Genomic DNA, 22,688 nt, shown 5'->3' with positions numbered 1-22,688 from the left:
ATGAGCAGGATAAACGTCACCGATCTATTCTTTCAGCATGCTGATAATTCACCCGGAAGGTGCGCAATTGTAAGCGGAAATAAGCGTATTTCTTATGGTGACCTATCAGCCGAAGTAAAAGAAACTGCTGCTTATTTTCAATCCAAAGGAATAGAAAAAGGTGATAGGGTTTTGGTCTTTGTTCCGATGAGCATTGATCTGTACCGCATCGTACTGGCTCTCTTTGATATTGGAGCGACAGTAGTTTTTCTCGACGAATGGATTAGCAGGGAACGCTTGGATGTTTGTTGCCGCTTAGCCGCTTGCAAAGCATGGATCGGTGGATGGAAAGTAAAGTGCCTGTCGATTTTATCCAAGGAACTGAGAAAAACTCCATTAAAATCTGGTTTGACTTATAAAGCCAGTTTCCCCTATTCGAAAACTCAAACAACTGCTGATGATGTTGCGTTAATTACTTTTACCACCGGAAGTACGGGAGTTCCAAAAGCGGCAATACGAACGCATGCGCATTTGAAAAGTCAATTTAATGCACTTATTGAGAAGATCGAGCCACAGAAGGGGGAAGTGGATATGCCTGTTTTACCCATCGTTCTCCTCCTCAATCTGGGAACTGGATGCACTTCGGTCATAGCGCCTTTTAAGTCGAAAAAAGCCCGAAAAATGAACCCGGAAGTCATCGTTAAATTGCTTCGGGATGAAAAAGTTAACCGCTTGGTTTCATCTCCATATTTTGCCATCAGGGTAGCGGAGTATTGTTCTCAAAACAAGATTCAATTAACTGACCTGAAGAAAGTCTTCACCGGTGGGGCTCCGGTGTTTCCGGATGAGGCTGTAACTTTGAACAAGGGTTTTCAGGATGCGAAAGTGTCTGTTGTTTATGGTTCAACAGAGGCTGAGCCAATCAGTGCAATCACATCAGATCAACTGAAGAATGAAGATCCTGAAGTAAAAAAAGGACTGTGTGTAGGTCAGGTTCACCGCACAACCGAAATCTTGATTTTACCCATTACCGACAAAATGATCTTAGTCAATTCTTCCATGGAGCTTGAGCAGATGCAGCTGAAAGCAGGAGAAACAGGAGAAATTTGTGTTGCGGGTCCGCATGTCTTGGATACCTATCTTGATAATGAGGAAGCCGTCCTTAGAAACAAAATAAAAGTGGATGGAAAATGCTGGCACAGAACAGGTGACAGTGGATTTATCGGAGAAGACGGGTTGCTTTATCTGACAGGTCGTTCAGCCTATTTATTCGAAGCTGAAGGTCGGATCTATTCACCCTTTCTCCTGGAATTTCGGCTTAAACAAGAGCAAGCAGTCCTTAGCGGAACCATCTTAAAAATAAACCGGGAAATTGTTTTGTTTGTAGAATTGAAGACTCCAAAAATATCAACTGACTTTTTGAAAGAGAAATTTCCTTTCGTGGATAGAATTGTACTTGGTGAACTACCGAAAGATCCGCGGCATTTTTCGAAGATCGATTATGAAAAGTTGAAGAAAAATGATTGATTCCTACCTCATCATATTCAAATGACCGTTGAAGACTTCATATCGGTCATCATCCAGGTTTTTGATGCGAATAGTCCAGGTATAAATGCCCGCCGGAACCAGCTTGCCCTGGTAAGTTCCATCCCAACCTTTGTTCACATCATGAGATTCAAACAGCGTTTCTCCCCAGCGATTAATGATAGTAAATGAATAGTTTTGCGTATCGTAACCTGCTGTCACTATCGGGGCGAAAACATTATTGAACTCATCGCCATCCGGTGTAAAGGCATTCGGGACATAGATCAGTTTATTGTCTTTCACAGTGATAATCAATGATGCCTGGTCTGTGCAGCCATTTGAACTGGTAACAATTAAAGTAACCGTGTAATTTCCAGGAACTTCAGGATAGTGATGCGCCGGATTTTCCAGGTTGCTGTTGTCTCCGTCCCCAAATGTCCAGAAGTAAGAGTTCCCGTTTACCGAATGGTTATTGAATTGTGTATTTGTTTCCGTTTGAGTAAGTACCTGCGGACTTGCATTGAAAATTGCTTCCGGATTCGGATATACCGTAATATAATTTGTCTGAGTTGTACTTGATGAGCATCCGTTCGCTGCGTTCGTTAGAGTCACCGAATAAGTTCCGGGTGTATTGAATGAATGAGCAACACTTCCTATCCCGTTTGCAGTTGAATTATCACCGAAATCCCAGGAAGAAGACGCAACGGAAGGATCGGAAGTAAATTGAACGTTTAACGGAGTACAGCCGCTTAAAACATCAGCAGCAAAAGCAGAGTTCGGTACTGCATTCACCACGACATCCATCGTGTTTATTCCGCCACATCCCTGGGTGTGTGTATAAGTTAGTGAATGTGTTCCCACGCCTGCAGCACCCGGAGTAAAAATTCCGTTCGGGTCTGTAATTCCGGCACCTGACCAGCTTCCCCCGGGAATGTCAGCTGTTAAGCTTGCTCCCGTTGCCGTATTTTCACAAAACGGACCTGCAGGAGTAAGATTCGGTGCTACCGGGGTATTTACAGTAATCGTCATAGCAGCAGTTGTGGCACACTGTCCGGCATCCGGTGAAAAAGTATATGTTCCGGAAGCCATATTGTCTACGAGTGCCGGTGACCAGGTTCCGGTAATTCCATTAGCAGATGAAGCAGGTAAAACAGGTGCAATCTCACCAGAACAAAATGCCGGGATTTGTATGAATGAAGGAATAGCCGGAGCTTCTACAACAATTGCAACTGTAACAGGTGCTGCACACGGATTCCCCGTAGGAGTAAAGGTGTAATTGGCAGTTCCAGCCGTTAGTGTATTAATGGTTGCGGGTGACCACGTTCCGGTAACCCCATTGTCTGAAGTTCCCGGCAAAGCCTGTGGTATTGCATTCAAACAATATTGCGGATGAGCCGGAAATGTCGGGGTAATTGAATTATTGACTGTAACGGAAATACTTGCCGGAGTGGTTGAACATTGCCCGGGATTCGGGGTAAAAGTATAGGTCCCCGAGGCGGTATTGCTGATAACATTGGGCGACCAGGTTCCCGGTACGAGTGGTGCGTTTGTCTGTGCCGGAAATGCCGGAGCTGGCTGACCGGAACAAAAAGCCGGGACAGCTGCAAAAGTTGGTGTGACACCCGAACTGACCACAATCGTCGCCGTTTCTACGGAAGTGCATCCGGTAGAAGAAGTTGCGTTCAGGATCGCCACATAGCTTCCTGCGGTGGAGTAAGTAACTGCATGTGGTCCGGGCCCGGTGGCATTTGCGGGTGAGCCTGATCCGTTTGAAAAATTCCAGCTAAGTGAGTTATAACCTGTAGATGTATTTCCGTCTAATGATATGGGATTTCCGGCACAAACGGTAAAAGGTCCGCCGGTAATATTTGCATCCGGACCAACAAAGGTCCCTGTTCCGCCCCAATTCAATGAAAAACCATTCGTCGCATTGGTATTATTGATCAGAATCGCATAACTGGTCCCGACAGTCATGTTAAGTTGCTGAACATAAGCATCCTCAATCCCGGTCCATCCGATTCCTTCATTCTGGTCGGTTGAACTGGCATTCATTCCGGTACTTGCATTTCCATTGATAAAAGAAGTTGCCGTGCACCGGATAGCAGTTCGTGGTCCGCATGGGTCTGAAGTACTCAGCTGAAAAACGATAAAATCAATATCGTCCATTTGGTTTGCAGGAATGATATCCATTGTCAGGGTTCCTGCAGTTTGACAGGTCCAAGTGTACCAAACCGAATTGGTTTCAAAAATTCCGAAACCGGACAGGCAGGTTCCTGCATTTTCATTGTTATTTACCCCACCGTTCGTCAGGTTGGTTACACTGATCGAATTTTTGTTGCACAGTCTGCCTGCCCCGTTGCAATCTGCAGATGCCGTTGGTGGTGGAGTGTAGTTATTAATACATAACTGGAAAGATCCTCTTTGTGCAGCGGTAGTACTGATCCTGATAAAGTAAGTTGTTCCCTGGACAAGGCCTGAATTGAAAAGCTGGGTATTCGGAGAACCACCTGATCCGTTTGTACACCCTCCGGGAGGCTGTGTTAACCCTCCGGCGCAGGTTCCCGAATAAATTGCAATCCGTGGTTGCTGCATGGTCGCTCCGTTAACGGAGATCAATACATTCGTACCGATTGCAACAAAAGAAAACCAAACATCCGAAGTAGCGGTGGCTGTCCAGCAGGTTGCAGGTCCGAATGTACTAGCTGTTGAATTGGTGCTTGTATATTGAGTTGCTGATGAACAAAAATTGGTAACGTTCGTTAAGGCCAGGGCCTGGTCACAGTTGTCGCCCTGAGCTAGCGCTCTGTCGGCAAAGAATAGCAGTGACACGAATAAAAGACCATGCAAAAAACCAGGTAAGCTGCTTCGTTTGTTATAGGTCTCATTCGATAAAAAGTGGTGTATATTTTTCATCGATCTCAGTAATAATAAAGAAGTTCGCTAAGCTTCTTTTCTATTAACGTAATCAAAGTGAAGAAGTTGCTTTACAATCAGGGTGAAAAAATTTTATCCCGATAGATTTTAGAATCCTCTTTTTTATTAACTTAAATAAGAAACGAATTATTCATTTTTTCTAAAATCCACTATGTACGTTAAAAACAAACATCTTTACGACGAAAAAACACTTGAGTTTTGCAGACATGCCCGGATCGTTTCCAATGTTGATCGCATCTATATTATTCAAGTCATCAACGAATATCAAAAATGCAGGGTTAATCAGCTCGTCATGGAAACGGGGTTAACTATCCGGCAAGTCTATTATCAGCTTTCCGTGCTTCGAAAAATGAATTACATCACAACCAAATATGACCAGGGAAGGTATTTTGTGTATCCGGGTTTTGGGATGCATCGAGGAATGAAATTATTAAGAATACTTCAGGAGATCTGTAAAACAAGGGAAGATCAAAACCGACATGGTGAGTTGTACATCGTTAGATGACTATTTTCCGATACAAAACTTATTGAAGATATTCGCCAGCAGATCATCTTCGGAAATCTGACCGGTAATACTTCCCAGCCAGAACATCGCCTGGCGGATATCCATGGCTACAAAATCTCCGGTGATGTTGGTTTCCAGTCCCCATTTTGCTTTTTCCAGGGCATCCTGTGTTTTTTCCAGGGCATCCAAGTGGCGGGCATTGGTTACAATGGTATCGGATTGTGTGTTGAAGGAACCCAGGATTTGCTGTGACAACCAGGATTTCAATTCCGCGATTCCTTCTCCCTTTTTAGCACTGATCGCTAAGAATGGGGTTTCGAATTCCCATGAAGTGTTATTTTGATCCGAACGCAGATCGTATTTGTTTCCGATCACTAAAAAATGAGCTCCGGGATATTTCTTTGCCTGTTCATCTGCCCAGCGACCGGTTTCTTCCGGATTCATAGATAAGTGGCCTTCATCTGAAGCATTGTTCCCGCTGTAATCACTCAGCATCAGTACAATCTTAGCTTGTTTGATCTTATCAAGCGAACGTTGGATTCCCATTGCTTCGATCTCCTCGGCTGCTTCTTCGCGGATCCCGGCTGTATCAATTAAGCGGAAAAGAATTCCGTCGATATTCAATATTTCTTCAATGACATCACGGGTAGTACCTGCAATGTTACTCACAATCGCCCGGTCCTCGCCAAGCAGTTGATTCAGCAAGGTGCTTTTCCCCGTATTCGGCGCACCCACTATTGCAACCGGAACTCCGTTCTTCAGAACATTTCCCAGTTCAAAGGATTGGATCAATCTGCGTACATAAGCCAAAACCTCTGTTACCAAAGCAAGCAGTTCTGTACGGTCTGCAAATTCCACGTCTTCTTCCGCGAAATCCAGTTCCAGTTCCACCAATGAGGCGAAATGAATCAGCTTTTCACGTAAATCCCGCAGTTCGGTTGAAAAGGATCCGCGCATCTGGTTCATCGCTACTTCGTGTGCACGTGCAGATTCGGAAGCGATGAGGTCTGAAACCGCTTCTGCCTGGCTCAGGTCCATTCTTCCATTCAAAAAAGCCCGCATGGTAAATTCTCCCGGCTTAGCCAGTTCGCAGCCATTCGCCAATAACAAACGGATGATCTCCTGTTGGATAAATACCGAACCGTGACAAGCTATTTCAACTGTGTTTTCTCCTGTAAAGCTGTGTCCTTCGTGAAAAACCGTTACGACCACCTCATCCAGGACAGTTCCGTCACTATTCTTTAAGCGAACAAAATGTGCACTGTGTGACGCTGCCTTTTCAAACGGTTTACCTGCAACGTGTGATAAAATGGAAATTGCGTCTTTTCCGGATAAACGGATCAAAGCAATAGCACCCATTCCGGGAGCAGTAGACAAAGCACAAATGGTTTTCGGAGAATAACTCATGCTACAAAGTTACAAAGAGTAATTGCGAATTGCGAATGCCGGATTGTAAATTTCATCAGTACGATCGAGACGCTCGCACCAACTGGTGATTAGATGTTGAAATTAATACAATCATACTTCGTTCAGCAAACTTCGTATGATAAAAAAGGCGGGGTATGTACGAGATATAGTCGCTCTACCTAGGCTCTATCCATACATGACCGATTAAGGATCCCAGGATTATCATCGATTCGCACATTTGTAAATATCCATCCGAAGAAATGAAGTCTGAAAACAGCAAAAAACACCTGCTTTCTTTCATCGGAAGTTGATAGATTTCCGGTTCACATCTAGGTCATGTATAGATCAAGTACGGGTCAAGTATGGATATAGTATGAAGGAAGTATGAAACAGTTAAGGATTTAACACATATCCCGATCTCTTTGGGAAACGTTTTTCATATGAAATTTAAAAAGAAAAAGCCGGATAGATTCCTCTGCCCGGCTTAACATTATTCTTATATTTCCTTAGTGCTTAACAAAAGCTTTCACCGAAACTCCTGCTGCATGTTCGATCACCAGGAAGTATTTCCCGCTTTCAAGGACACTAACATCAATTGTTTCTGAAATGATCTTATTTGTAAGAACGCTTCTTCCGGAAAGGTCCAGAACCGATACTGTCTGAATATCCTTCAATTCACCGAAGTTCACATTCAATAGTTGATTTACCGGGTTGGGATACAATTCGAAATCTCCGAATGATTCTTCTTCCAATCCGGCACAATTTTGAACGGTCACTGTAAACATTGCAGTATCCAAACATCCGCTTGCATTTGCTCCGACAACCGTATAGACTTGTGTAGCACCCGGGGTCGCAGAAACACTCTGAGCATTCGGGTTATCAATTGATCCGGCAGGACTCCAAACATAATTTAAAGCGCCCATTGCAGATAGTGCTGCGGATTGTCCTGCACAAATGGTTCCATTAACTGGAACCGAACTTACTGACACAGACGGAGGCACAGCAACCGTAAGATTTGTCCCGTTATCCGTACCCGTAGTACCTGGGTTGGAAGCGTCTACACGAATCCGGTAACCTGTCCCCGGAGTTAATCCACTCGGAATCATTGCAGAAATGTTTAAGCTTCCGGTAGCAGTAGAAGACAAAGTTCCGATTGCAGTTGGTGCTGCAAAAGAACCCATGTTGTCTGATAATTGAGCAGTATACACATTCCCTGCATTTACTGTTCCTGAAACCGTGAAAGGTACCAGGAGCACCATACTGTTGTTCGAACAGTAAGTTGTTGTGTTCAAAGTACCGGTAGCGAGAGAAGCTCCTCCTCCCGGAGTTCCGATAATTTTTACCTCATCAATTGCAAAAGCAGGATCCATTCCGCTGCTTCCGTTTTGCCATCTGAATCGGAATTTCAAGGTTGCCTGGTTATCAAATGCCGCTAAAATAATGGAAGCATTCGTCCAGGTTGAAACACCCGAATATTGGGTCGAAGCAGCAGTCCACATAGTTCCTCCGTCTGTAGAATACTCCACAACGCCATAAGAAGTTCCGGAAGCACCGGCACACAGGTAAATAAACTCCAGGGTCACATTGGTATATGAGGTAGTGGAAACAGATGCCGTTTGAGTTGCGCTTTGGTTTGAAGAGGAGCCCGTGTCAAATGACGCGTTACAAATTCCCAAACCCGAACAGGCCTGTGTATTATGAATGTGCAAGTATGCAGAATTTGGTCCGTTTGTAACACCACCCGGCTGATTGGGAGTATCCGGAACAATTCCGAATCCCGAACCATCCACGTACTCTGAATTTAAAATCCATTGATTGTTGCCCGAACCACCGTTTAAGGTCCAGTTTCCACCCCCTGATTCAAAGTTGTCCTGGAAGATCGTTGTTTGGGAAATAGCTGAAAAGCCCGTAATCAGGCCGATACATAGTAATAGTCTTTTCATAGTAGAAGTTTAATGTGCCGCAATTTAGGACACAGGCTTCTAATTTCCAAACTTGTTAGTATGTTAACGGAATGAGTCTTAACGAGTTGGCTTTTCTACAGATCTCTTCGCTTCAGGATGAAATACGTGATTGCAAAACACAAAACGATATACACTCCCGCTAAAGATAACTGTTCACTTAAGCTCAACAGGAATATGTCGTTATCCGCATTCTTCGGACCGGAGTTGATAACGGCTTTGAAGAAGGGAATGGGAGTCAGATCCGCATAAACTTTCAATGGGAAAAACTGGTACATTTTATGCGAAATGATATTGCCGACGATGGTTTCAACCGGGAAATAAATAATGAACGTAACAATTGCAATTGCCGGTCTTTTCACCAAAATCGCAAAGAGAAAGGCAAAACTGAAATAACCGATCGTTTGAATAAAGTAAAGCACGTTCAGATGGATATTCTGGTAGAAATCCATGTTTGAAGATTCAATTAAGCCCAGGACCAATCCACAAAGAAAGGTATACAAGGTTGCAGCAGCACTTAAGAAAATAACAAAAACGAACTTCCCGAAAATAACCTGTCTTTTAGTTAATCCTTCAATGATATTCTGCCTCATGGTCTTGAATTGGATATCATTGGTGGTAATGGTAACAACCGAAACCGCCAGCAGGATATTGAAAAAACTCGCACTGTAGGTTATGAAGCTCCAGATATGCGGAAAATCGAACGGATTAGCCTGTGTGAAAATGGCTTTCAACTCGGGATTCATTTTGAAAAAGAAGTTCATAAAGTACATCCAGCAAGGAACGACTACCATATAAACTGCGAACAATATTTTAAGGGTATGGAACTTTCTCAATTTCGCATACTCCAGTGCTATAATCTGTCTCATAATTTCATTCTTTCTAAGAAAATGGTCTCTAAACTTTTTTGGTAAGCGTGCAATTCAGAAAGATATACCCCCTGTTCTGCAACTAATCGGTTCAAATCGGAACCGGTCAATTGTTCATCCAATTCCACCATCAGTGAATCCGGCTCTTCGCTAAGGATTCTGACTTGTGGTAAACCGCGTAAAACGGAAATCAGTTTTTGCGGTTCATCAGCCATCAGTTTGTAGGACTTACGCTGCAACAAAAGGTCAGTCATACTTCCGTTGTAAACCATCTCTCCCTGCTTCAGCATGACTACATGTGAACAGATTTTCTGAACCTCATCCAAAATATGCGATGCCAGGATGATGGTTTTACCTTCAGAGCCGATCTTCAGGATCAATTCTCTCATTTCGGCAATCCCCTCCGGATCCAATCCATTCGTAGGCTCATCCAAAACCAGTACTTCGGGATCCGAAAGCAGCGCAGCGGCTACAGCCAAACGTTGTTTCATTCCTAATGAGTAGGTACGGAATGTTCGTTTCCCGCGCTCTTTCAAGTCTACATATTCCAGCACCTCTTCAATCCGTGCCTTCGGATTTGGCATATTCTTGATCGTTGCGGTTACACGCAAGTTATCGTAAGCATTCAAATACGGATAAAAATTGGGCGTTTCCAACAAACAGCCTATTCGCAACCTGTTCCGGTCTTCCTGTCCGTTCCCGAACCATGAAAAGGATCCCTGAGTCGGATGCAGAATCCCCATTAACATGGCCAAAGTAGTTGTTTTACCACTACCATTCGGGCCTAGAAGACCGTAAACATTCCCTTTTCTGATATCAAAAGAAACACCTTTTACGGCCTCTACTTTCTTATACTTTTTGGATAAATTATCAACCTGTAAAACAATCTCTGACATACGCTGGATTTTAACCAAATCTAGCTAATATTCGTTATCGTTGCCAAAAAAGGATATGTGAATGGTAAAAATTAAATGAATATCGGTGCATAAATCGTGATCAGCGTCTCCGTTCAATAACCGGGACTTCCAAACTCCGGAAACTCATTTCCCAAGTATTTCGAATGCACACAGATGTAAAATCACACCGGGAAAACAATTCAGATTATCGTTTATCCTGAAAAAAATCGATCATTAGCTGGGAGCACTCATTTTCCATCGGTCCTTTACTGACAACCGTTTTAGGATGGTACAATTCGTTTTGAAAACGTCCGGCGCCTCTTTTTTCATCGCGTGCTGCGAAAACGATCTTATCTAGCTGCGACCAGTAAAGTGCCCCGGCACACATCACGCAGGGTTCAACCGTTACATAAAGCGTACAATCCTTCAGGTATTTTGCCCCTAAGTATTCGGATGCTGCAGTAATTGCCTGCATTTCCGCATGAGCCGTCACATCGTGGAGACGTTCTGTAAGATTATGCGCCCTGGCAATGATCTGGTTATTTACAACAACAACAGCACCAACAGGCACTTCCCCTAATTCGAAAGCCTTTTGTGCTTCCATATATGCCTGGCGCATAAAGTACTCGTCGTTGTAAGGAGAAATCATGCTTTGTTTCTACTTATTAAATTGAACTTCGAATGTTTTCGGCCAGTATTTACCAGTCATGAAAATTTGCTTGGTAAGCTTGTTGTAAGCAATTCCGTTTAACACATCTCCACCGTTTTTCCCGCGAATAATCAATTCATTCGCATCGATCTCCTGCAATACTTTTCCTGTATTCGGTTCGATAACCAGGACTGTTCCAGTGGTGTAAACATTTGCATAGATCTTCCCGTCGATGTACTCTAGCTCGTTCAACTGTGTTCTCGGTCCCATGTTATCATAAACTTCTATCACGCGGATTGACTGGAAAGATTTCGGGTCACGGAAAGTAAGGCGCTCCGAACCGTCCGACATAATAATGGATTTTCCGTCATTACACAAGCCCCAGCCCTGTCCAACATAATTGAATTCGTCCTTCAGCACCATTGTCTTCTTATCGTAAACAAAACATTTGCTGTTCTGCCAGGTTACTTGGTACAACAGGTCTCCCAAAATAGTAATTCCTTCTCCAAAATACGTTGCATCCAAGCCGTTCTTTGGTTCACTGAAAGCACCTGTTTGCAATGAAACTGGACCAACCAATGTTTTCCCCTGCTGTCCGGGATCACCGGTTCCTTCGTACAATTGGTTTCCGTCAAACTCGTAGCCCTGTGTGTAATTTTCCGGGTTGTGCGGATATTCTTTGATGATCTTTGCAAACAAGACTTCCGGTTCAATATCAGAAACCACACGGACATTACATGAATTTTCCAAAACAGTTCCGTCCTTAAATGTGGAACGCAGAACCAATGACCTGGTTCCAACACCATAGAAATTCGTTTGCATAGCAACTACTCTCGTTTGTGCTTTCGGAGTATTCCAGGTTTCAAAAACCGAATCATTGTAGATCAGTTCTACCTTTGCGAGCCCTTCAGGAATACTTAGCTTGATCGGAATATCATCTCCGAACTTTGCCTGGATATCACCCGGGACTTCCAACTTAGCGATTTCCATATCTTCGGTTCCACCGCTGTTTTTCATCATTGGCACAATGATAAATGCAGCCAATACCAAAATGAGGAGAACAATGATTCCGTATCTTCTTTTCATACTTAAATGAGTTTCAAAATTTCCAGTGCATTGATCGCAGTGTGTGTTGCTGAATAAATGACTTCGTGATTATTAATTAGAATTGCCTGCGGAGATTGATGTTCAACCTTGGTTAAGGCTTCAATTTCAGCAGATAATGGACGGTATGCCAGCAAATCCAGGTACACGCACGTTGCTTTCTCCGGATCCATATTGTTTTCAAAACGGTTGAGTGCCATGGATGAAATACTGCAACGGGTGCTGTGTTTAAAAAGCACTACCGGTTTCGTTTCCGAAGAGTTAATCAATTCGTGCAACTGTTCGGAGCTTGTCAATTTCACCCAAGGAAATTCAGCCTTTTGTTTGCTAAAAAGTCCCATATCAAAAATTCACTCCTTTAAACTGTTTCAGGAAACGGATATCGTTCTCGGAATAAAGTCTCAAATCATTTACCCTGAATTTCAATTGGGCAATGCGTTCAATACCCATTCCAAAGGCAAAACCGGTATATACTTCCGAATCGATCCCCGAAGCTTCCAAAACCGCCGGATCTACCATTCCACATCCTAAGATTTCCAGCCAGCCGGTATATTTACACACGTTACATCCTTTCGAGTTACAGATTGTACACGAAACATCTACTTCAGCACTCGGCTCGGTAAACGGGAAGTAAGAGGGTCTGAGGCGGATTTTTGCCTTGTCCCCAAACAGGGATTTTGCGAAGTAATCCAGGGTTTGTTTCAAATCGGCGAAAGAAACATTTTTATCAATGTACAAACCTTCTACCTGGTGGAAGAAACAATGAGCACGGGCTGAAATTGCTTCATTCCGGTAAACTCGACCCGGGGAAATGGTTCTGATCGGAGGTGTTGAAGATTCCATCACGCGAACCTGTACAGAAGAAGTATGTGTTCTCAAAGCCATTTCACGTTCCCCTTTTTCAATGAAGAAAGTATCCTGCATATCTCTTGCCGGATGTTCAGGTGGAAAGTTCAGGGCCGAGAAATTGTGCCAGTCATCTTCAATTTCAGGTCCTTCCGAAACAGAATAACCAATACGTTCAAAAATGGCAATAATCTCGCTGCGGACAATCGAAAGCGGGTGTCTTGCCCCGAAAGGAATCGGTTCTGCAGGTCTGGTAACATCCACATCCGAATCGGTACCGGAAACATTCTCCAGGCTCTCTTTGGAAAGCATCCACTTTTCTTCAGCTAAGATTCTTAAACCGTTCAAAAGCTGCCCGACTTCTTTTTTTTCTTCGTTCGGAACATTTTTCAATTCTCCAAAAAGGTTCTTTAATTCTCCTTTGGAACCCAAAAAGTGAATACGAAATGCTTCAACAGAATTCAGGTCTGTGAGGGCATAATTTTCAATAGCTTCCTTAGCTGCAGCGATTTGCTCTTTCATTCTTTTTTACAACCTTTTTACTTTCTAAACGTCTTTCTAAAAAAATATTACCGGAAATGTAACTTTTTCTTGTAATTTGATGTTTAAAAACATACTTTTTCAGGCAACGAAGTTACGAAATTGTAGACAATCAGATTATAATCGCAAAAAGATTATATTTACAACGAAAAAAAAACAACACTATGAACAAAATGGTACGCAACATTGGATATTTGTCCTTGATTACGATACTTATTGTATTGTCTTCCTGCAAGAAAGATCCTTCCATATTAAAGGTTTTTGTGCGTTCGGAAAACAATGAATTAGTTAGCAATGCGAAGGTTGTGATTATCGGAGACGTTAATTCGGATCCTGCAACACCTGAATATGTAGATACTGTTCTGACAAATTCGTCTGGTTTTGCATATTTCGATATGGAAAGCTTTTTCAGTTTGCTTGGAAAGAAGGAAACGACCGGTTACTTTGATGTCCTTGTAAAGAAAGACATGGCTCAGGGCTCAGGATACATCCGCTGCAGAGCTCATATTACAAACGTCTTAACCGTCGTTATTGAGGAATAATATAATATTTGAATAACATGAACACACTTATAAAAACAGCATTTTTCGGAGCACTTATAATCGGGATGGGTGTTATCTTTTCTTCTACAGGTTGCAGAAAGAAAAAGGACACTACCGCATTGATCTATGTTTTGGATGCTAATAATCAGCGGGTAGCTGGTGCACAGGTTGTGCTAAAAGGCGAATCAACTGTTCCGAATTCACCACCGGTTGTTCTTTTTGACACAACCCTCAGCGATGGTTCCGGGATTGCCTCATTTAACTTTAATGATGTTTATCAATTGGGTCAGGCCGGAGTTGCTGTTCTGAACATTGAAGCAAAAAAAGATGCCCTTGCAGGTGAAGCAATCATCAAAATCGAACAAGAAGAAGAAAACGAAGAAACGGTATTTATACAGTAACTTCAAATTCAATAGTTTAAACCCCGACTCCACACAGTGGACGTCGGGGTTTTTTATTCATGCAAAATTCGAAAAGGGACATCCGTAAGGCACTTTTATTCATTTCAAATGGCTCGGTCGCCTTTTATGTTGGAAATTGCAAACATCAAATTAGTATGTTATGTTATCGCGTTCAATTTTAACTCTTGCTATCGGAGCAGCAATTATAAGTATCGGTTCTTGCAGAAAGAAAGAAGATACTATTGCAAAGATCTATGTTCTGGATCAAAACAATAGCCGTGTAGCAGGTGCAACAGTAGAATTGATCGGTGAAGAGACAGGAGGCTCCGAAGGTCATGGATCACTAAGAGCTCCAAAAACAGCAACGACCAATGAGCAGGGCGAGGCCACATTCAATTACAACGATATCTATCAGTTGGGGCAGTGTGGTGTTGCCGTATTTAAAATAAAAGCAAGCTTGGGTGGTGCCGTGGGAAACGGCATCATCAAAGTTGAGCAAGAAGAAACATCAGAAGAAACGGTATTTATTTAACCGGTTAATTTATTGCAAGGTGCCTAAGACTAGTCTCAGGCACCTTTTTTTATTCTGTTAATTCGTATTTGTATTTCTTCCCTTTATGAATTGCAGGAATTCCTTCTTTCAGCCACAAAGGCTCAGGCTTATTCAAGAGGTAAAAATCAAAGAACTGGCGCATTCGGATACTTAAATCCATCCTGTTTGCAGGCTTCATCAGGTTATGATCATCGCCATTATAATTTAAAAGCCATACAGGTTTTTGAAGGCGACGCAAACCGGTGTACAACTCAATTCCCTGGTACCATGGAACAGCACCATCTTCATCGTTATGCATGATCAACAAGGGGGTTTTCACTTTGGGCAAGCCAAATATCGGGCTGTTCTCTACATACAATTCAGGTGAATCCCAAATGGTTTTCCCGATCCGGCTTTGAGAATGCTCGTACTGAAATTGTCTGCTATATCCCGATCCCCAGCGGATCCCTCCGTAAGCTGAAAACATGTTTCCAACCGGAGCTCCTGCCATGGCAGCTGCAAAACGATCAGTCATCGTGATCAACTGAGCTGTCTGATAACCACCCCAGCTCTGGCCCTGCAAACCCATTCTTTTTGAATCAATGTTGCTGTATTTTTTCAAAACAGCATCCGTTCCGCTCAGAATACAATCGTATGCACTGTTTGCAGGATGTCCGGCCGTATAGCGGATGTTCGGGATGAAAACCACGTATCCGGCAGAAGCATATTCTGTTGGGTAAATAATCGAAGCAGTTGGCTTAGGTGCATAGTGATTGTGAATATCATCGGAATACATTTCGTAGTAGTAAACCAATAAAGGATATTCCTGGTTTTCATCAAAATTCTCCGGTTTGTACAGCAAACCTTCCAGCTGGATTCCCGAATAACTTGTCCATTTGATCAATTCCACTGTCGACCAATTGTACTGGCTTTGCTGCGGATTGGCCTTAGAGATCTGAACTATTTCAGCCCCCGGCTTGGTTGTAGCAAACAGATCAGGGAAATCGCTGTTTGATGAGCGATTAAAGATGAGCTGATTTCCTTTTTTTGCTTTCACAAAATTGAAGTACTGATGATTTGATCCCGAGATCAGTTCGAAATTCGGGTCTGAAACAGGGCCTTTCACACGATAAACATCCATCATTTTGCTCGTTTTGCTGAAACGCGTTAACAAGCTGTTCTCGGGATAATAACGCACGGAATCCGGGTTGAGATTGAATAACACATAATGATAATTCGTATCCGCATCCGAATTCTGCAAAACGTTTGTAATAGAACGCAAACTGTTGGAAGTTACATCATACGACAAAATATCCTTATCCGACTGAATAAACAGATTTTGATCGTTTGGTCCCCAGCCGATTATTCCCTGAGGCTCATCTTCTTCGATCATTCCGTTCTTATCTTCAAACAGATTTCCCTTCCAACCGCAGGTAATGCATTCCTCAACCTGGGAATCCACATTCATCAGATAATATTTTTTTGCACGTTCGTTCCAAAATGCAAAGTGTTTTCCGTCCGGAGAGAGGGAAGGTCTTGCATATACTTTCTCTCTCAAGGTTGAAATTTTCCCGTCCGTCACACGGATAAGGTAATAATTGGTCGGATTATTCGTGTGCCAGGTTTCGTAGCGATACATTGCATCACAGCTTGCCAGGAGTACCTGCTGGTCGTATCGCTCCGATGAATAAACATTCAAACTGTCATTTCCAAGTACAACCGCCTGACCGGAAGTTAAATGGTAAACAGCCAGGTTGGTCCTGTTCTGATCTCTTTTCAGTTCAACTAATTGCTGTGGCTGCAAACGGTCATCCTTCCAGTGCCACACATCCACCTTTGATTTCTCGCTTTCCAGCAAAGTATCTTTGAACGGTTTCTCCGGTTTATCGGCAACGCCAAAAAAGATATCTGAATCCTGGTTATTCAAATACGGTTTGAAGTTGGCAGACAGCACTTCATTGTTATCAAATTTCATGGAAGTATCGAGCAGTTGCTTAAATTCCTTTGTTGCAGGTTGAATCATAAACAAGGACCAGCGCTTATTGGAGGCCGTATCCACCGTTGCCAATCCAAGCAATGCATTATTCTTTCCCGAGAAATTCAGCCCAGCATATTCGGCAACCCGCTTTTGAGCATTCCATACTTCGTTCTTAGTGAAGTCGTAGATACCCAAACGGACGGAGTCTTTTTTAAATTTTTCCTGTTGTACAAAAAGTGCGTACTTCCCATCTTTGCTTATTTCAAACTGGGTCACATTTTTAAAGTGTTTCTTCTGCTTGGAAAGGGGGTCGATCACTGTGAGCAACTTCCCGTCTGTCTTGATCTTACCTTTTTTCTGTTCCCGCTTCTTCTCTTTTTTCGCTTCACTTTTGGTAAGGTATCCCTTCGGCCATTCATTTTTAAGCGAAAGAAATGCAAGCGCACTTCCCTTTTCAGAAAGCTTGAATTCCTTTACCTGGTCGTATTTCACAAGCGAGTCCTTTTTTACAAACCAAATTCCCAAGGAGTCTTTGGGCCATTTCTCCTTATTCATTTTCGCGAGTTCTGCTTTTCGCAATGTGTCAAATCCGGGATGGATCTTAAAAACCAGGTAAGAACCACTTTCGTCAAACTTCGGCTCATATCCGCGGGCAATGGAATCTTTTGTTCCTGTTTCAAGGTTTACCAGATATAAAAATCCGTCGCCCCGATAAGGTTTCACCGAATACACGCTAAACTTCCCATCCTGAGAAAGTTGCACATCACCAATCCTATTCCAGGAATTATAAACTTCCGGACCAAGTATTTTCTTTTGTCCAAAAGCGTTTAACCCAAAAAATATTGCTGTCAAAACACTAAACCCAACTGATGCTTTCATGAAATCCGAATAATTTTAAACTAAAGCTTAAATATAAATACTTAATTTGTGACAGAAATAATAAAAACCATGATCCTGCGAAAAGGAATATTACTTGTACTAACTATACTTTGGGTATTTCAATTCTCTGCGCTCTCCTACGAAATTCCGAAATCCAACCTGGATATACGAAATAACACGGCTCCAAGGCCCAACGCCGTCATTGAATTATTCAACATCATTGACCAGACAGATAAAGCCGAATCACCTGTTGAAACAAGTGGGAAAAAAATTGCCAATCCGGAAAAGAAATCAAGTGCAAGCGATAGCATTGCTGTTTTGAAATTGCTGAACGAAGCTAAGCCAATTGCACATTCCGATTATAAAAAAGCCTTTAAACTGACCACTGAAGCCATGCAAATAGCAGAGGCTACGAAGGATAAGGAACTCATGGGAAGAGTGCAAAACTCTATGGGAAATCTGTATTGGTTTTCCGGAGACTACAATCACGCTTCCGAATACTATATCAATGCACTAAAGAATTTCCAGAAGACCAAAAATCAAAGTCAGATTGCAGAATGTTACCGCAATATCGGCTGGATTTACCTCGGCCAGAAGAAGTACGGACTGTCAGAAGAATATTTATTGAAATCCCTCAACCTGAACATCAAGATTGACAATAAAACGCGGATTATTATCAATTACGACGACCTGGCAAATTTATACCTTACTTCAGAACAGTACGAGAAAGGACTCAAATCCTGCGAGAAATCACTTGAACTGGCAAAAGAATACAAGCTTTCAGATGCCGTTGGAACCATTCACATCACCATTGCCCAACTGAATTACAAGCTGAATCGCTTATCCGAAGCTGAAAAAGACTACAACACAGGAATCGGTATCTTATCCAGGTTTCCAAACGAATCCTACAATTTATGCCTTGGGTACCTGGGTTTAGGAAAAGTTAAGGACAAACAGGGCAAATTGACAGCAGCTCTGCCCTTGTATGAAAAAGTAATCTATCTTGCCCGGGAACACAATTTTCCTCCCGAACTGGCGGAAGGATATTATTTGGCTTCCAAGATCTATAAAACGCAAAACCAATTAGGCAAAGCTTATGAATACATGGAGCTTTATGCTGAAACCAATGATTCGCTGAATGCGCGCAACAATCGGAATTACATCCAGGAAATGGGTGCTAAGCTGGAGTATGAGCAAAACAAACTACAGATCAAATCCCTGGAACAGGAACAAAAACTGTCGGATGTCAAACTTGACCGGGAACGCAATTTTAAGATCTTTCTGATCGTAGTGATCTTCTTCCTGTTTCTGCTTGGTTTCTATATTTACCGCTCATTTTTGCGCAAAAAGAAGGACAACGAGATCATTGCAAAAGCTTACCTGGAAATCGAAATAAAGAACAAAGACATTTCCGACAGTATTGAATACGCCTTGCAGATTCAACAAGCACGTCTGCCCCACGTAGAATCCATCCAAAAGTGTTTCCCTGAATTCTTTGTTATGTATCTTCCGCGCGATATCGTGAGCGGAGATTTCTATTGGTTCACGGAAACTGAGAACGGAAAGAAAATTTTCGCGGTTGCCGATTGCACCGGGCATGGAATTCCGGGTGCTTTTATGAGTATGATGGGAATCGACGGATTAAATTATGCCATTCTTGAAAAACGCATTGAAAGTTCATCTCAAATCCTGAATCACGTCAATAAATTCATCATTGAGTCTCTAAAACAGGATTTGGCTACAGGGAAGAACCAGGATGGGATGGACACCGCGATCTGTATCTTTGAAAAAGACCTCAGCAGTGTAAGATACGCAGGGGCAAACAGACCCTTGTGGCTAATCCGGGATAAGGAGCTGATTCAATATTCACCGGATAAAATGTCTATCGGAGGAAACAATTATTCCGATTACGAATTTACTGAAATCACCATTCCGCTTCAAAAAGGAGATTCTATTTATTTGTTCTCCGACGGATATCCGGATCAGTTTGGCGGTGAACGAAATAAAAAATTCATGACCAAAAACCTGAAACAGCTGCTCCTGCAAATTACGCACCTACCGGCCCTGGAGCAGGAGGCAATTCTTCAGTCGAATTTACAAACCTGGAAAGGATCCTTCCCTCAAATTGATGATATTATCCTGGTAGGAATCAAACTTTAATCCTATGAAAATTACGCTTGTTGTTTTGTTGTTCGCTCTTACGACTCAATCATTAGCTCAACATGGCTCCGTATTCCCCCAGCCAATATCTGTGGAACAAACCGATAGTAAGTTTGTTTTTAACCGCCGGCTCACCATGGACAATACACAAGTTCCCGCGGAATCATTTTCCTATTTCAGGGAATTACTCGGACGCAATTCCGTTTACCTTGAACCGTCTTCAGCGAAAGAAGCCACTATCCGCTTACAGCAAATTCAGACTCTTGTTTATACCGAAGGCTATCAGCTAACAGTAACAAATACCGGAATTGAGATCCAATACAGCAATTACCAGAGTTTGTGCAATGCCTTTCAAAGTTTAAATCAACTGATCCTAAATCCGCAAGAGCTTCCCGGGATCCGGATCTCGGATCAACCCGCTTTTTCTTACCGGGGAGTTCACCTGGATTGCAGCCGTCATTTCTTTACAATTGCCGAACTTCAGAAATTCATTGATCAACTCGCCAAATTAAAGTTCAACCGTTTTCACTGGCATCTGACGGACGACCAGGGTTGGAGAATTGAAATCAAAAAGTATCCGAAACTGACCCGTGTCGGTGCCTGGAGAGACAGTACCCTGATCGGTCATTTCAGCAAACAACCCGTTGAATATGAACACCAAAGATACGGCGGATTCTACACTCAGGAAGAAGCAAAACAATTAGTCGAATATGCCCGTATCCGCGGAATTGAGATTATCCCGGAAATAGAAATGCCAGGTCACGCCAGAGCAGCACTGGCAGCCTATCCCGAACTAAGCTGTACGGAAAAACAACTTCCGGTAGTTGGTACCTGGGGTGTTTTTGATGATGTATTTTGCAGTCAGGAAAAAACGCGGTCTTTCCTTAAAGATGTGCTCGATGAGATCATAGAGATCTTTCCCTCGCAAGTAATCCATATCGGTGGTGACGAATGTCCCAAAGTCAATTGGGAAAAATGTCCGAAATGTAAAACAATTATGACTGAAAATCACTTAAAAAACGGTCATGAACTTCAAAGCTTTTTCATCCGCGATATGGAGAAACACGTCAATTCAAAAGGAAGAACCATTATCGGCTGGGATGAGATTTTAGAAGGCGGATTGGCCCCGAATGCACAAGTGATGTCGTGGCAAGGTGTTGAAGGAGGAATAGCAGCAGCAAAACAAAAGCACCAGGTGGTAATGACACCAACATCCTATTGTTACTTTGATTATTACCAAAGCGGACATCCATCTGAGCCATTGGCAATCGGTGGTTATCTTCCCCTGGAAAAAGTATACCAATTCAACCCGTTGAAAGGATTAGAAAACGAATACAAACACTACATATTAGGTGCTCAGGCAAATCTCTGGACAGAATATTTACCCACCATACAAGCTGTTGAATACAACGCTTATCCACGTTTGGTCGCTATGGCAGAAGTGCTCTGGAATCAAAGTAAAGTTCCCTATCCGGATTTTGTTGCGGCGCTTTCAAGCTATTACCTGCCACAATTGCAAAAAGACGGGGTTCGTTTTTCCACATCGTTCTTAGATCCGAAACTGGAAATCAGACCGTATAAAACCGGTGTGAGTTACGGACTGATCAAGCCTGTGGACGGTGTTGTTTTCTCACTGAACAATGAAGCGGTTACCGGGATTAACATTGAGCGAACCAAGCAGATCCAGGAAAGCCGCTACCTGATCCATTCCACTATCGGAGATCAGGAGATGCGTGTTTGCGATTACACCTTTACCTCACATCTTGCACTTGGAAAACGGGTGGAATTCACGACCAAACCACACGAAAAATACAATCACAACGGGAGTCTCGGATTAACAGACGGCGTTGTAGGCCGGAAACCCTGGAAAGGAAACGAATGGCTGGGCTTTAATAACGACACCATTCAATTTATACTGGATCTGGAAACGGTAACCTCATTCAGCAAGATCGAGATCGGAACCCTGAATGACCCCGGTTCCTGGATTTACCGTCCTGAAAAATACCTGATCCAGCTTAGTTCCAACGGGAAGAAATACAAAACGGTGGCAAAATCAAGTATGAACGGAGACCTCATCCGGGTAACAAAAAAGATGAAAGCCCGTTATATCAAAGTCAGCATTTACAATAAAGAACTGATTCCTGCGGGACAAACCGGTGCCGGTTTCACACCCTGGACATTTATCAACGAAATCATCTTATCCGAATGAAGGTAGAAATTTGTGTAGGCACCCTGGAAGCCGCCCGTATTGTCAGCAAACAATCTGTCAATCGAATTGAAACATGTATTGCTTTGGAACAAGGCGGATTAACTCCTTCAAAAGCAATGGTTTCCTGGATCCACAATACTTTTCACCTGGAACAGCATGCACTGATCCGTGTCCGTGCCGGTGGCTTTGTTTACAACTACGACGAAATAGTGGTCATGCGCGATCAAATTGTGGAATTGAAAGATTCGGGAATAACAGGTTTTGTAGTAGGTGCTTTGACAAAAGATTTCAAATTGAACATGGAAGCTTTGGAAACATGGAAACGCACGGCACCAAATGTAGATTTCACGTTTCATCGGGCATTTGATCATATCGATGACTGGAGAACTGCCATGGACCAACTTATAAAAATGGGTTTTAAGCGCATTTTATGCACCGGATCTGATCAGAGTATTGCCCAGGGATTAAATCGCTTGAAAGAGTTTGTTTCGTATGCAAACGGACGTATAGAAATTATGGCTGGCGGTGGAGTGAAAGAAGAATTGATTCCGGAACTCAAAGCAACAGGTGTGGATGCCATTCATTTTTCAGGCACTTCCAAAATAACAGTTGAAGCGGGAACTGCGTTTGAAGAGAACTTGCTGTTTCCGGATGAGAACAAACTCACCGCAATTTTAGCAGCCATCCAGGGATAAATTATTTTATCCTAATCAAATTGGAATTTCAGAATTCGCGTTTTAACGAACTCCAAATCTCTCCATACAAAAAAATCC

The 22,688-nt window shown here is 42.8% G+C and carries 18 protein-coding genes; 8 read left to right on the top strand and 10 right to left on the bottom strand.

Annotated elements, in window-relative coordinates:
- Positions 1-1,506, top strand: coding sequence for an AMP-binding protein (locus K0S23_RS13255; RefSeq protein ID WP_300358173.1), 1,506 nt, complete (start codon positions 1-3; stop codon positions 1,504-1,506).
- A gap of 3 nt (positions 1,507-1,509) precedes the next feature.
- Here K0S23_RS13255 and K0S23_RS13250 read toward each other — a convergent pair whose 3' ends face one another.
- Positions 1,510-4,416: a PKD domain-containing protein gene (locus tag K0S23_RS13250; protein WP_300358171.1), complete on the bottom strand. Its 2,907-nt coding sequence runs from the start codon at positions 4,414-4,416 to the stop codon at positions 1,510-1,512.
- 172 nt (positions 4,417-4,588) lie between these two features.
- Between K0S23_RS13250 and K0S23_RS13245 the strand changes: the two genes are divergently transcribed.
- Positions 4,589-4,942 carry an ArsR family transcriptional regulator gene (locus tag K0S23_RS13245; RefSeq protein WP_300358170.1) on the top strand — a complete coding sequence of 118 codons (354 nt, stop codon included), beginning with the start codon at positions 4,589-4,591 and terminating at the stop codon, positions 4,940-4,942.
- Here the strand turns inward: K0S23_RS13245 and mnmE are convergent, their stop codons facing one another.
- The 8 genes from mnmE to pheS form a co-directional block, all read right to left on the bottom strand.
- Positions 4,943-6,349, bottom strand: coding sequence for a tRNA uridine-5-carboxymethylaminomethyl(34) synthesis GTPase MnmE (gene mnmE / locus K0S23_RS13240; protein ID WP_300358168.1), 1,407 nt, complete (start codon positions 6,347-6,349; stop codon positions 4,943-4,945). It lies immediately after the preceding gene.
- Between the two features lie 506 nt (positions 6,350-6,855).
- Positions 6,856-8,292 (bottom strand): T9SS type A sorting domain-containing protein, encoded by a 1,437-nt coding sequence (locus K0S23_RS13235; protein WP_300358165.1) that lies wholly within the window; start codon positions 8,290-8,292, stop codon positions 6,856-6,858.
- A gap of 95 nt (positions 8,293-8,387) precedes the next feature.
- Entirely contained in the window at positions 8,388-9,179 is a 792-nt protein-coding gene (locus K0S23_RS13230) for an ABC transporter permease subunit (protein ID WP_300358163.1), read from the bottom strand.
- Positions 9,176-10,075 carry an ATP-binding cassette domain-containing protein gene (locus K0S23_RS13225; protein ID WP_300358160.1) on the bottom strand — a complete coding sequence of 300 codons (900 nt, stop codon included), beginning with the start codon at positions 10,073-10,075 and terminating at the stop codon, positions 9,176-9,178. Before K0S23_RS13225 ends, K0S23_RS13230 begins: the two co-directional genes overlap by 4 nt.
- A 205-nt stretch (positions 10,076-10,280) precedes the next feature.
- Complete coding sequence (locus K0S23_RS13220; RefSeq protein ID WP_300358158.1) at positions 10,281-10,724, bottom strand: nucleoside deaminase; 444 nt, start codon at positions 10,722-10,724, stop codon at positions 10,281-10,283.
- A gap of 9 nt (positions 10,725-10,733) precedes the next feature.
- Positions 10,734-11,810: a glutaminyl-peptide cyclotransferase gene (locus K0S23_RS13215; protein ID WP_300358156.1), complete on the bottom strand. Its 1,077-nt coding sequence runs from the start codon at positions 11,808-11,810 to the stop codon at positions 10,734-10,736.
- Positions 11,811-11,812: 2 nt separating this feature from the next.
- Positions 11,813-12,169: a bacillithiol system redox-active protein YtxJ gene (ytxJ, locus tag K0S23_RS13210; protein WP_300358153.1), complete on the bottom strand. Its 357-nt coding sequence runs from the start codon at positions 12,167-12,169 to the stop codon at positions 11,813-11,815.
- Position 12,170: 1 nt separating this feature from the next.
- Positions 12,171-13,196 (bottom strand): phenylalanine--tRNA ligase subunit alpha, encoded by a 1,026-nt coding sequence (gene pheS, locus K0S23_RS13205; RefSeq protein ID WP_300358150.1) that lies wholly within the window; start codon positions 13,194-13,196, stop codon positions 12,171-12,173.
- Between the two features lie 182 nt (positions 13,197-13,378).
- Between pheS and K0S23_RS13200 the strand changes: the two genes are divergently transcribed.
- From K0S23_RS13200 to K0S23_RS13190, 3 genes are all read left to right on the top strand, one after another.
- Positions 13,379-13,756, top strand: coding sequence for a hypothetical protein (locus tag K0S23_RS13200; RefSeq protein ID WP_300358147.1), 378 nt, complete (start codon positions 13,379-13,381; stop codon positions 13,754-13,756).
- Between the two features lie 17 nt (positions 13,757-13,773).
- Positions 13,774-14,157, top strand: coding sequence for a hypothetical protein (locus K0S23_RS13195; RefSeq protein WP_300358144.1), 384 nt, complete (start codon positions 13,774-13,776; stop codon positions 14,155-14,157).
- A 160-nt stretch (positions 14,158-14,317) separates the two neighbouring features.
- A complete protein-coding gene (locus K0S23_RS13190; protein ID WP_300358141.1) occupies positions 14,318-14,689 on the top strand; it encodes a hypothetical protein in 372 nt (123 codons plus the stop codon).
- 49 nt (positions 14,690-14,738) lie between these two features.
- Here the strand turns inward: K0S23_RS13190 and K0S23_RS13185 are convergent, their stop codons facing one another.
- A complete protein-coding gene (locus tag K0S23_RS13185; RefSeq protein WP_300358138.1) occupies positions 14,739-17,546 on the bottom strand; it encodes a prolyl oligopeptidase family serine peptidase in 2,808 nt (935 codons plus the stop codon).
- 48 nt (positions 17,547-17,594) lie between these two features.
- On the opposite strand from K0S23_RS13185, the gene K0S23_RS13180 reads away from it, so the two are divergent.
- Genes K0S23_RS13180 through K0S23_RS13170 form a run of 3 tightly spaced genes read left to right on the top strand, consistent with a single transcriptional unit; the run spans position 17,595 to position 22,610 of the window.
- Complete coding sequence (locus K0S23_RS13180) at positions 17,595-19,706, top strand: tetratricopeptide repeat protein (protein ID WP_300358136.1); 2,112 nt, start codon at positions 17,595-17,597, stop codon at positions 19,704-19,706.
- 4 nt (positions 19,707-19,710) lie between these two features.
- Positions 19,711-21,915 (top strand): family 20 glycosylhydrolase, encoded by a 2,205-nt coding sequence (locus K0S23_RS13175; RefSeq protein ID WP_300358133.1) that lies wholly within the window; start codon positions 19,711-19,713, stop codon positions 21,913-21,915.
- A complete protein-coding gene (locus tag K0S23_RS13170; protein WP_300358130.1) occupies positions 21,912-22,610 on the top strand; it encodes a copper homeostasis protein CutC in 699 nt (232 codons plus the stop codon). The genes K0S23_RS13175 and K0S23_RS13170 overlap by 4 nt, the downstream gene beginning before the upstream one ends.
- The last annotated feature ends 78 nt before the right edge of the window (positions 22,611-22,688 follow it).

The organism is Fluviicola sp. (genome assembly GCF_029266855.1).
In the GTDB taxonomy this organism is placed as follows: Bacteria; Bacteroidota; Bacteroidia; order Flavobacteriales_D; family Crocinitomicaceae; genus Fluviicola.
Note: the sequence above shows the minus strand (reverse complement) of the source record. Positions and strands in the feature narration are given on the sequence as shown.

What these genes read in the sequence shown, in the direction of transcription:
- K0S23_RS13185 (WP_300358138.1), bottom strand. Translation starts at nt 17,546, where the DNA reads ATGAAAGCATCAGTTGGGTTTAGTGTTTTGACAGCAATATTTTTTGGG.
- K0S23_RS13245 (WP_300358170.1), top strand. Translation starts at nt 4,589, where the DNA reads ATGTACGTTAAAAACAAACATCTTTACGACGAAAAAACACTTGAGTTT.
- ytxJ (WP_300358153.1), bottom strand. Translation starts at nt 12,169, where the DNA reads ATGGGACTTTTTAGCAAACAAAAGGCTGAATTTCCTTGGGTGAAATTG.
- pheS (WP_300358150.1), bottom strand. Translation starts at nt 13,196, where the DNA reads ATGAAAGAGCAAATCGCTGCAGCTAAGGAAGCTATTGAAAATTATGCC.
- K0S23_RS13170 (WP_300358130.1), top strand. Translation starts at nt 21,912, where the DNA reads ATGAAGGTAGAAATTTGTGTAGGCACCCTGGAAGCCGCCCGTATTGTC.
- K0S23_RS13230 (WP_300358163.1), bottom strand. Translation starts at nt 9,179, where the DNA reads ATGAGACAGATTATAGCACTGGAGTATGCGAAATTGAGAAAGTTCCAT.
- K0S23_RS13195 (WP_300358144.1), top strand. Translation starts at nt 13,774, where the DNA reads ATGAACACACTTATAAAAACAGCATTTTTCGGAGCACTTATAATCGGG.
- K0S23_RS13190 (WP_300358141.1), top strand. Translation starts at nt 14,318, where the DNA reads ATGTTATCGCGTTCAATTTTAACTCTTGCTATCGGAGCAGCAATTATA.
- K0S23_RS13235 (WP_300358165.1), bottom strand. Translation starts at nt 8,292, where the DNA reads ATGAAAAGACTATTACTATGTATCGGCCTGATTACGGGCTTTTCAGCT.
- K0S23_RS13175 (WP_300358133.1), top strand. Translation starts at nt 19,711, where the DNA reads ATGAAAATTACGCTTGTTGTTTTGTTGTTCGCTCTTACGACTCAATCA.
- K0S23_RS13200 (WP_300358147.1), top strand. Translation starts at nt 13,379, where the DNA reads ATGAACAAAATGGTACGCAACATTGGATATTTGTCCTTGATTACGATA.
- mnmE (WP_300358168.1), bottom strand. Translation starts at nt 6,349, where the DNA reads ATGAGTTATTCTCCGAAAACCATTTGTGCTTTGTCTACTGCTCCCGGA.
- K0S23_RS13225 (WP_300358160.1), bottom strand. Translation starts at nt 10,075, where the DNA reads ATGTCAGAGATTGTTTTACAGGTTGATAATTTATCCAAAAAGTATAAG.
- K0S23_RS13250 (WP_300358171.1), bottom strand. Translation starts at nt 4,416, where the DNA reads ATGAAAAATATACACCACTTTTTATCGAATGAGACCTATAACAAACGA.
- K0S23_RS13220 (WP_300358158.1), bottom strand. Translation starts at nt 10,724, where the DNA reads ATGATTTCTCCTTACAACGACGAGTACTTTATGCGCCAGGCATATATG.
- K0S23_RS13255 (WP_300358173.1), top strand. Translation starts at nt 1, where the DNA reads ATGAGCAGGATAAACGTCACCGATCTATTCTTTCAGCATGCTGATAAT.
- K0S23_RS13215 (WP_300358156.1), bottom strand. Translation starts at nt 11,810, where the DNA reads ATGAAAAGAAGATACGGAATCATTGTTCTCCTCATTTTGGTATTGGCT.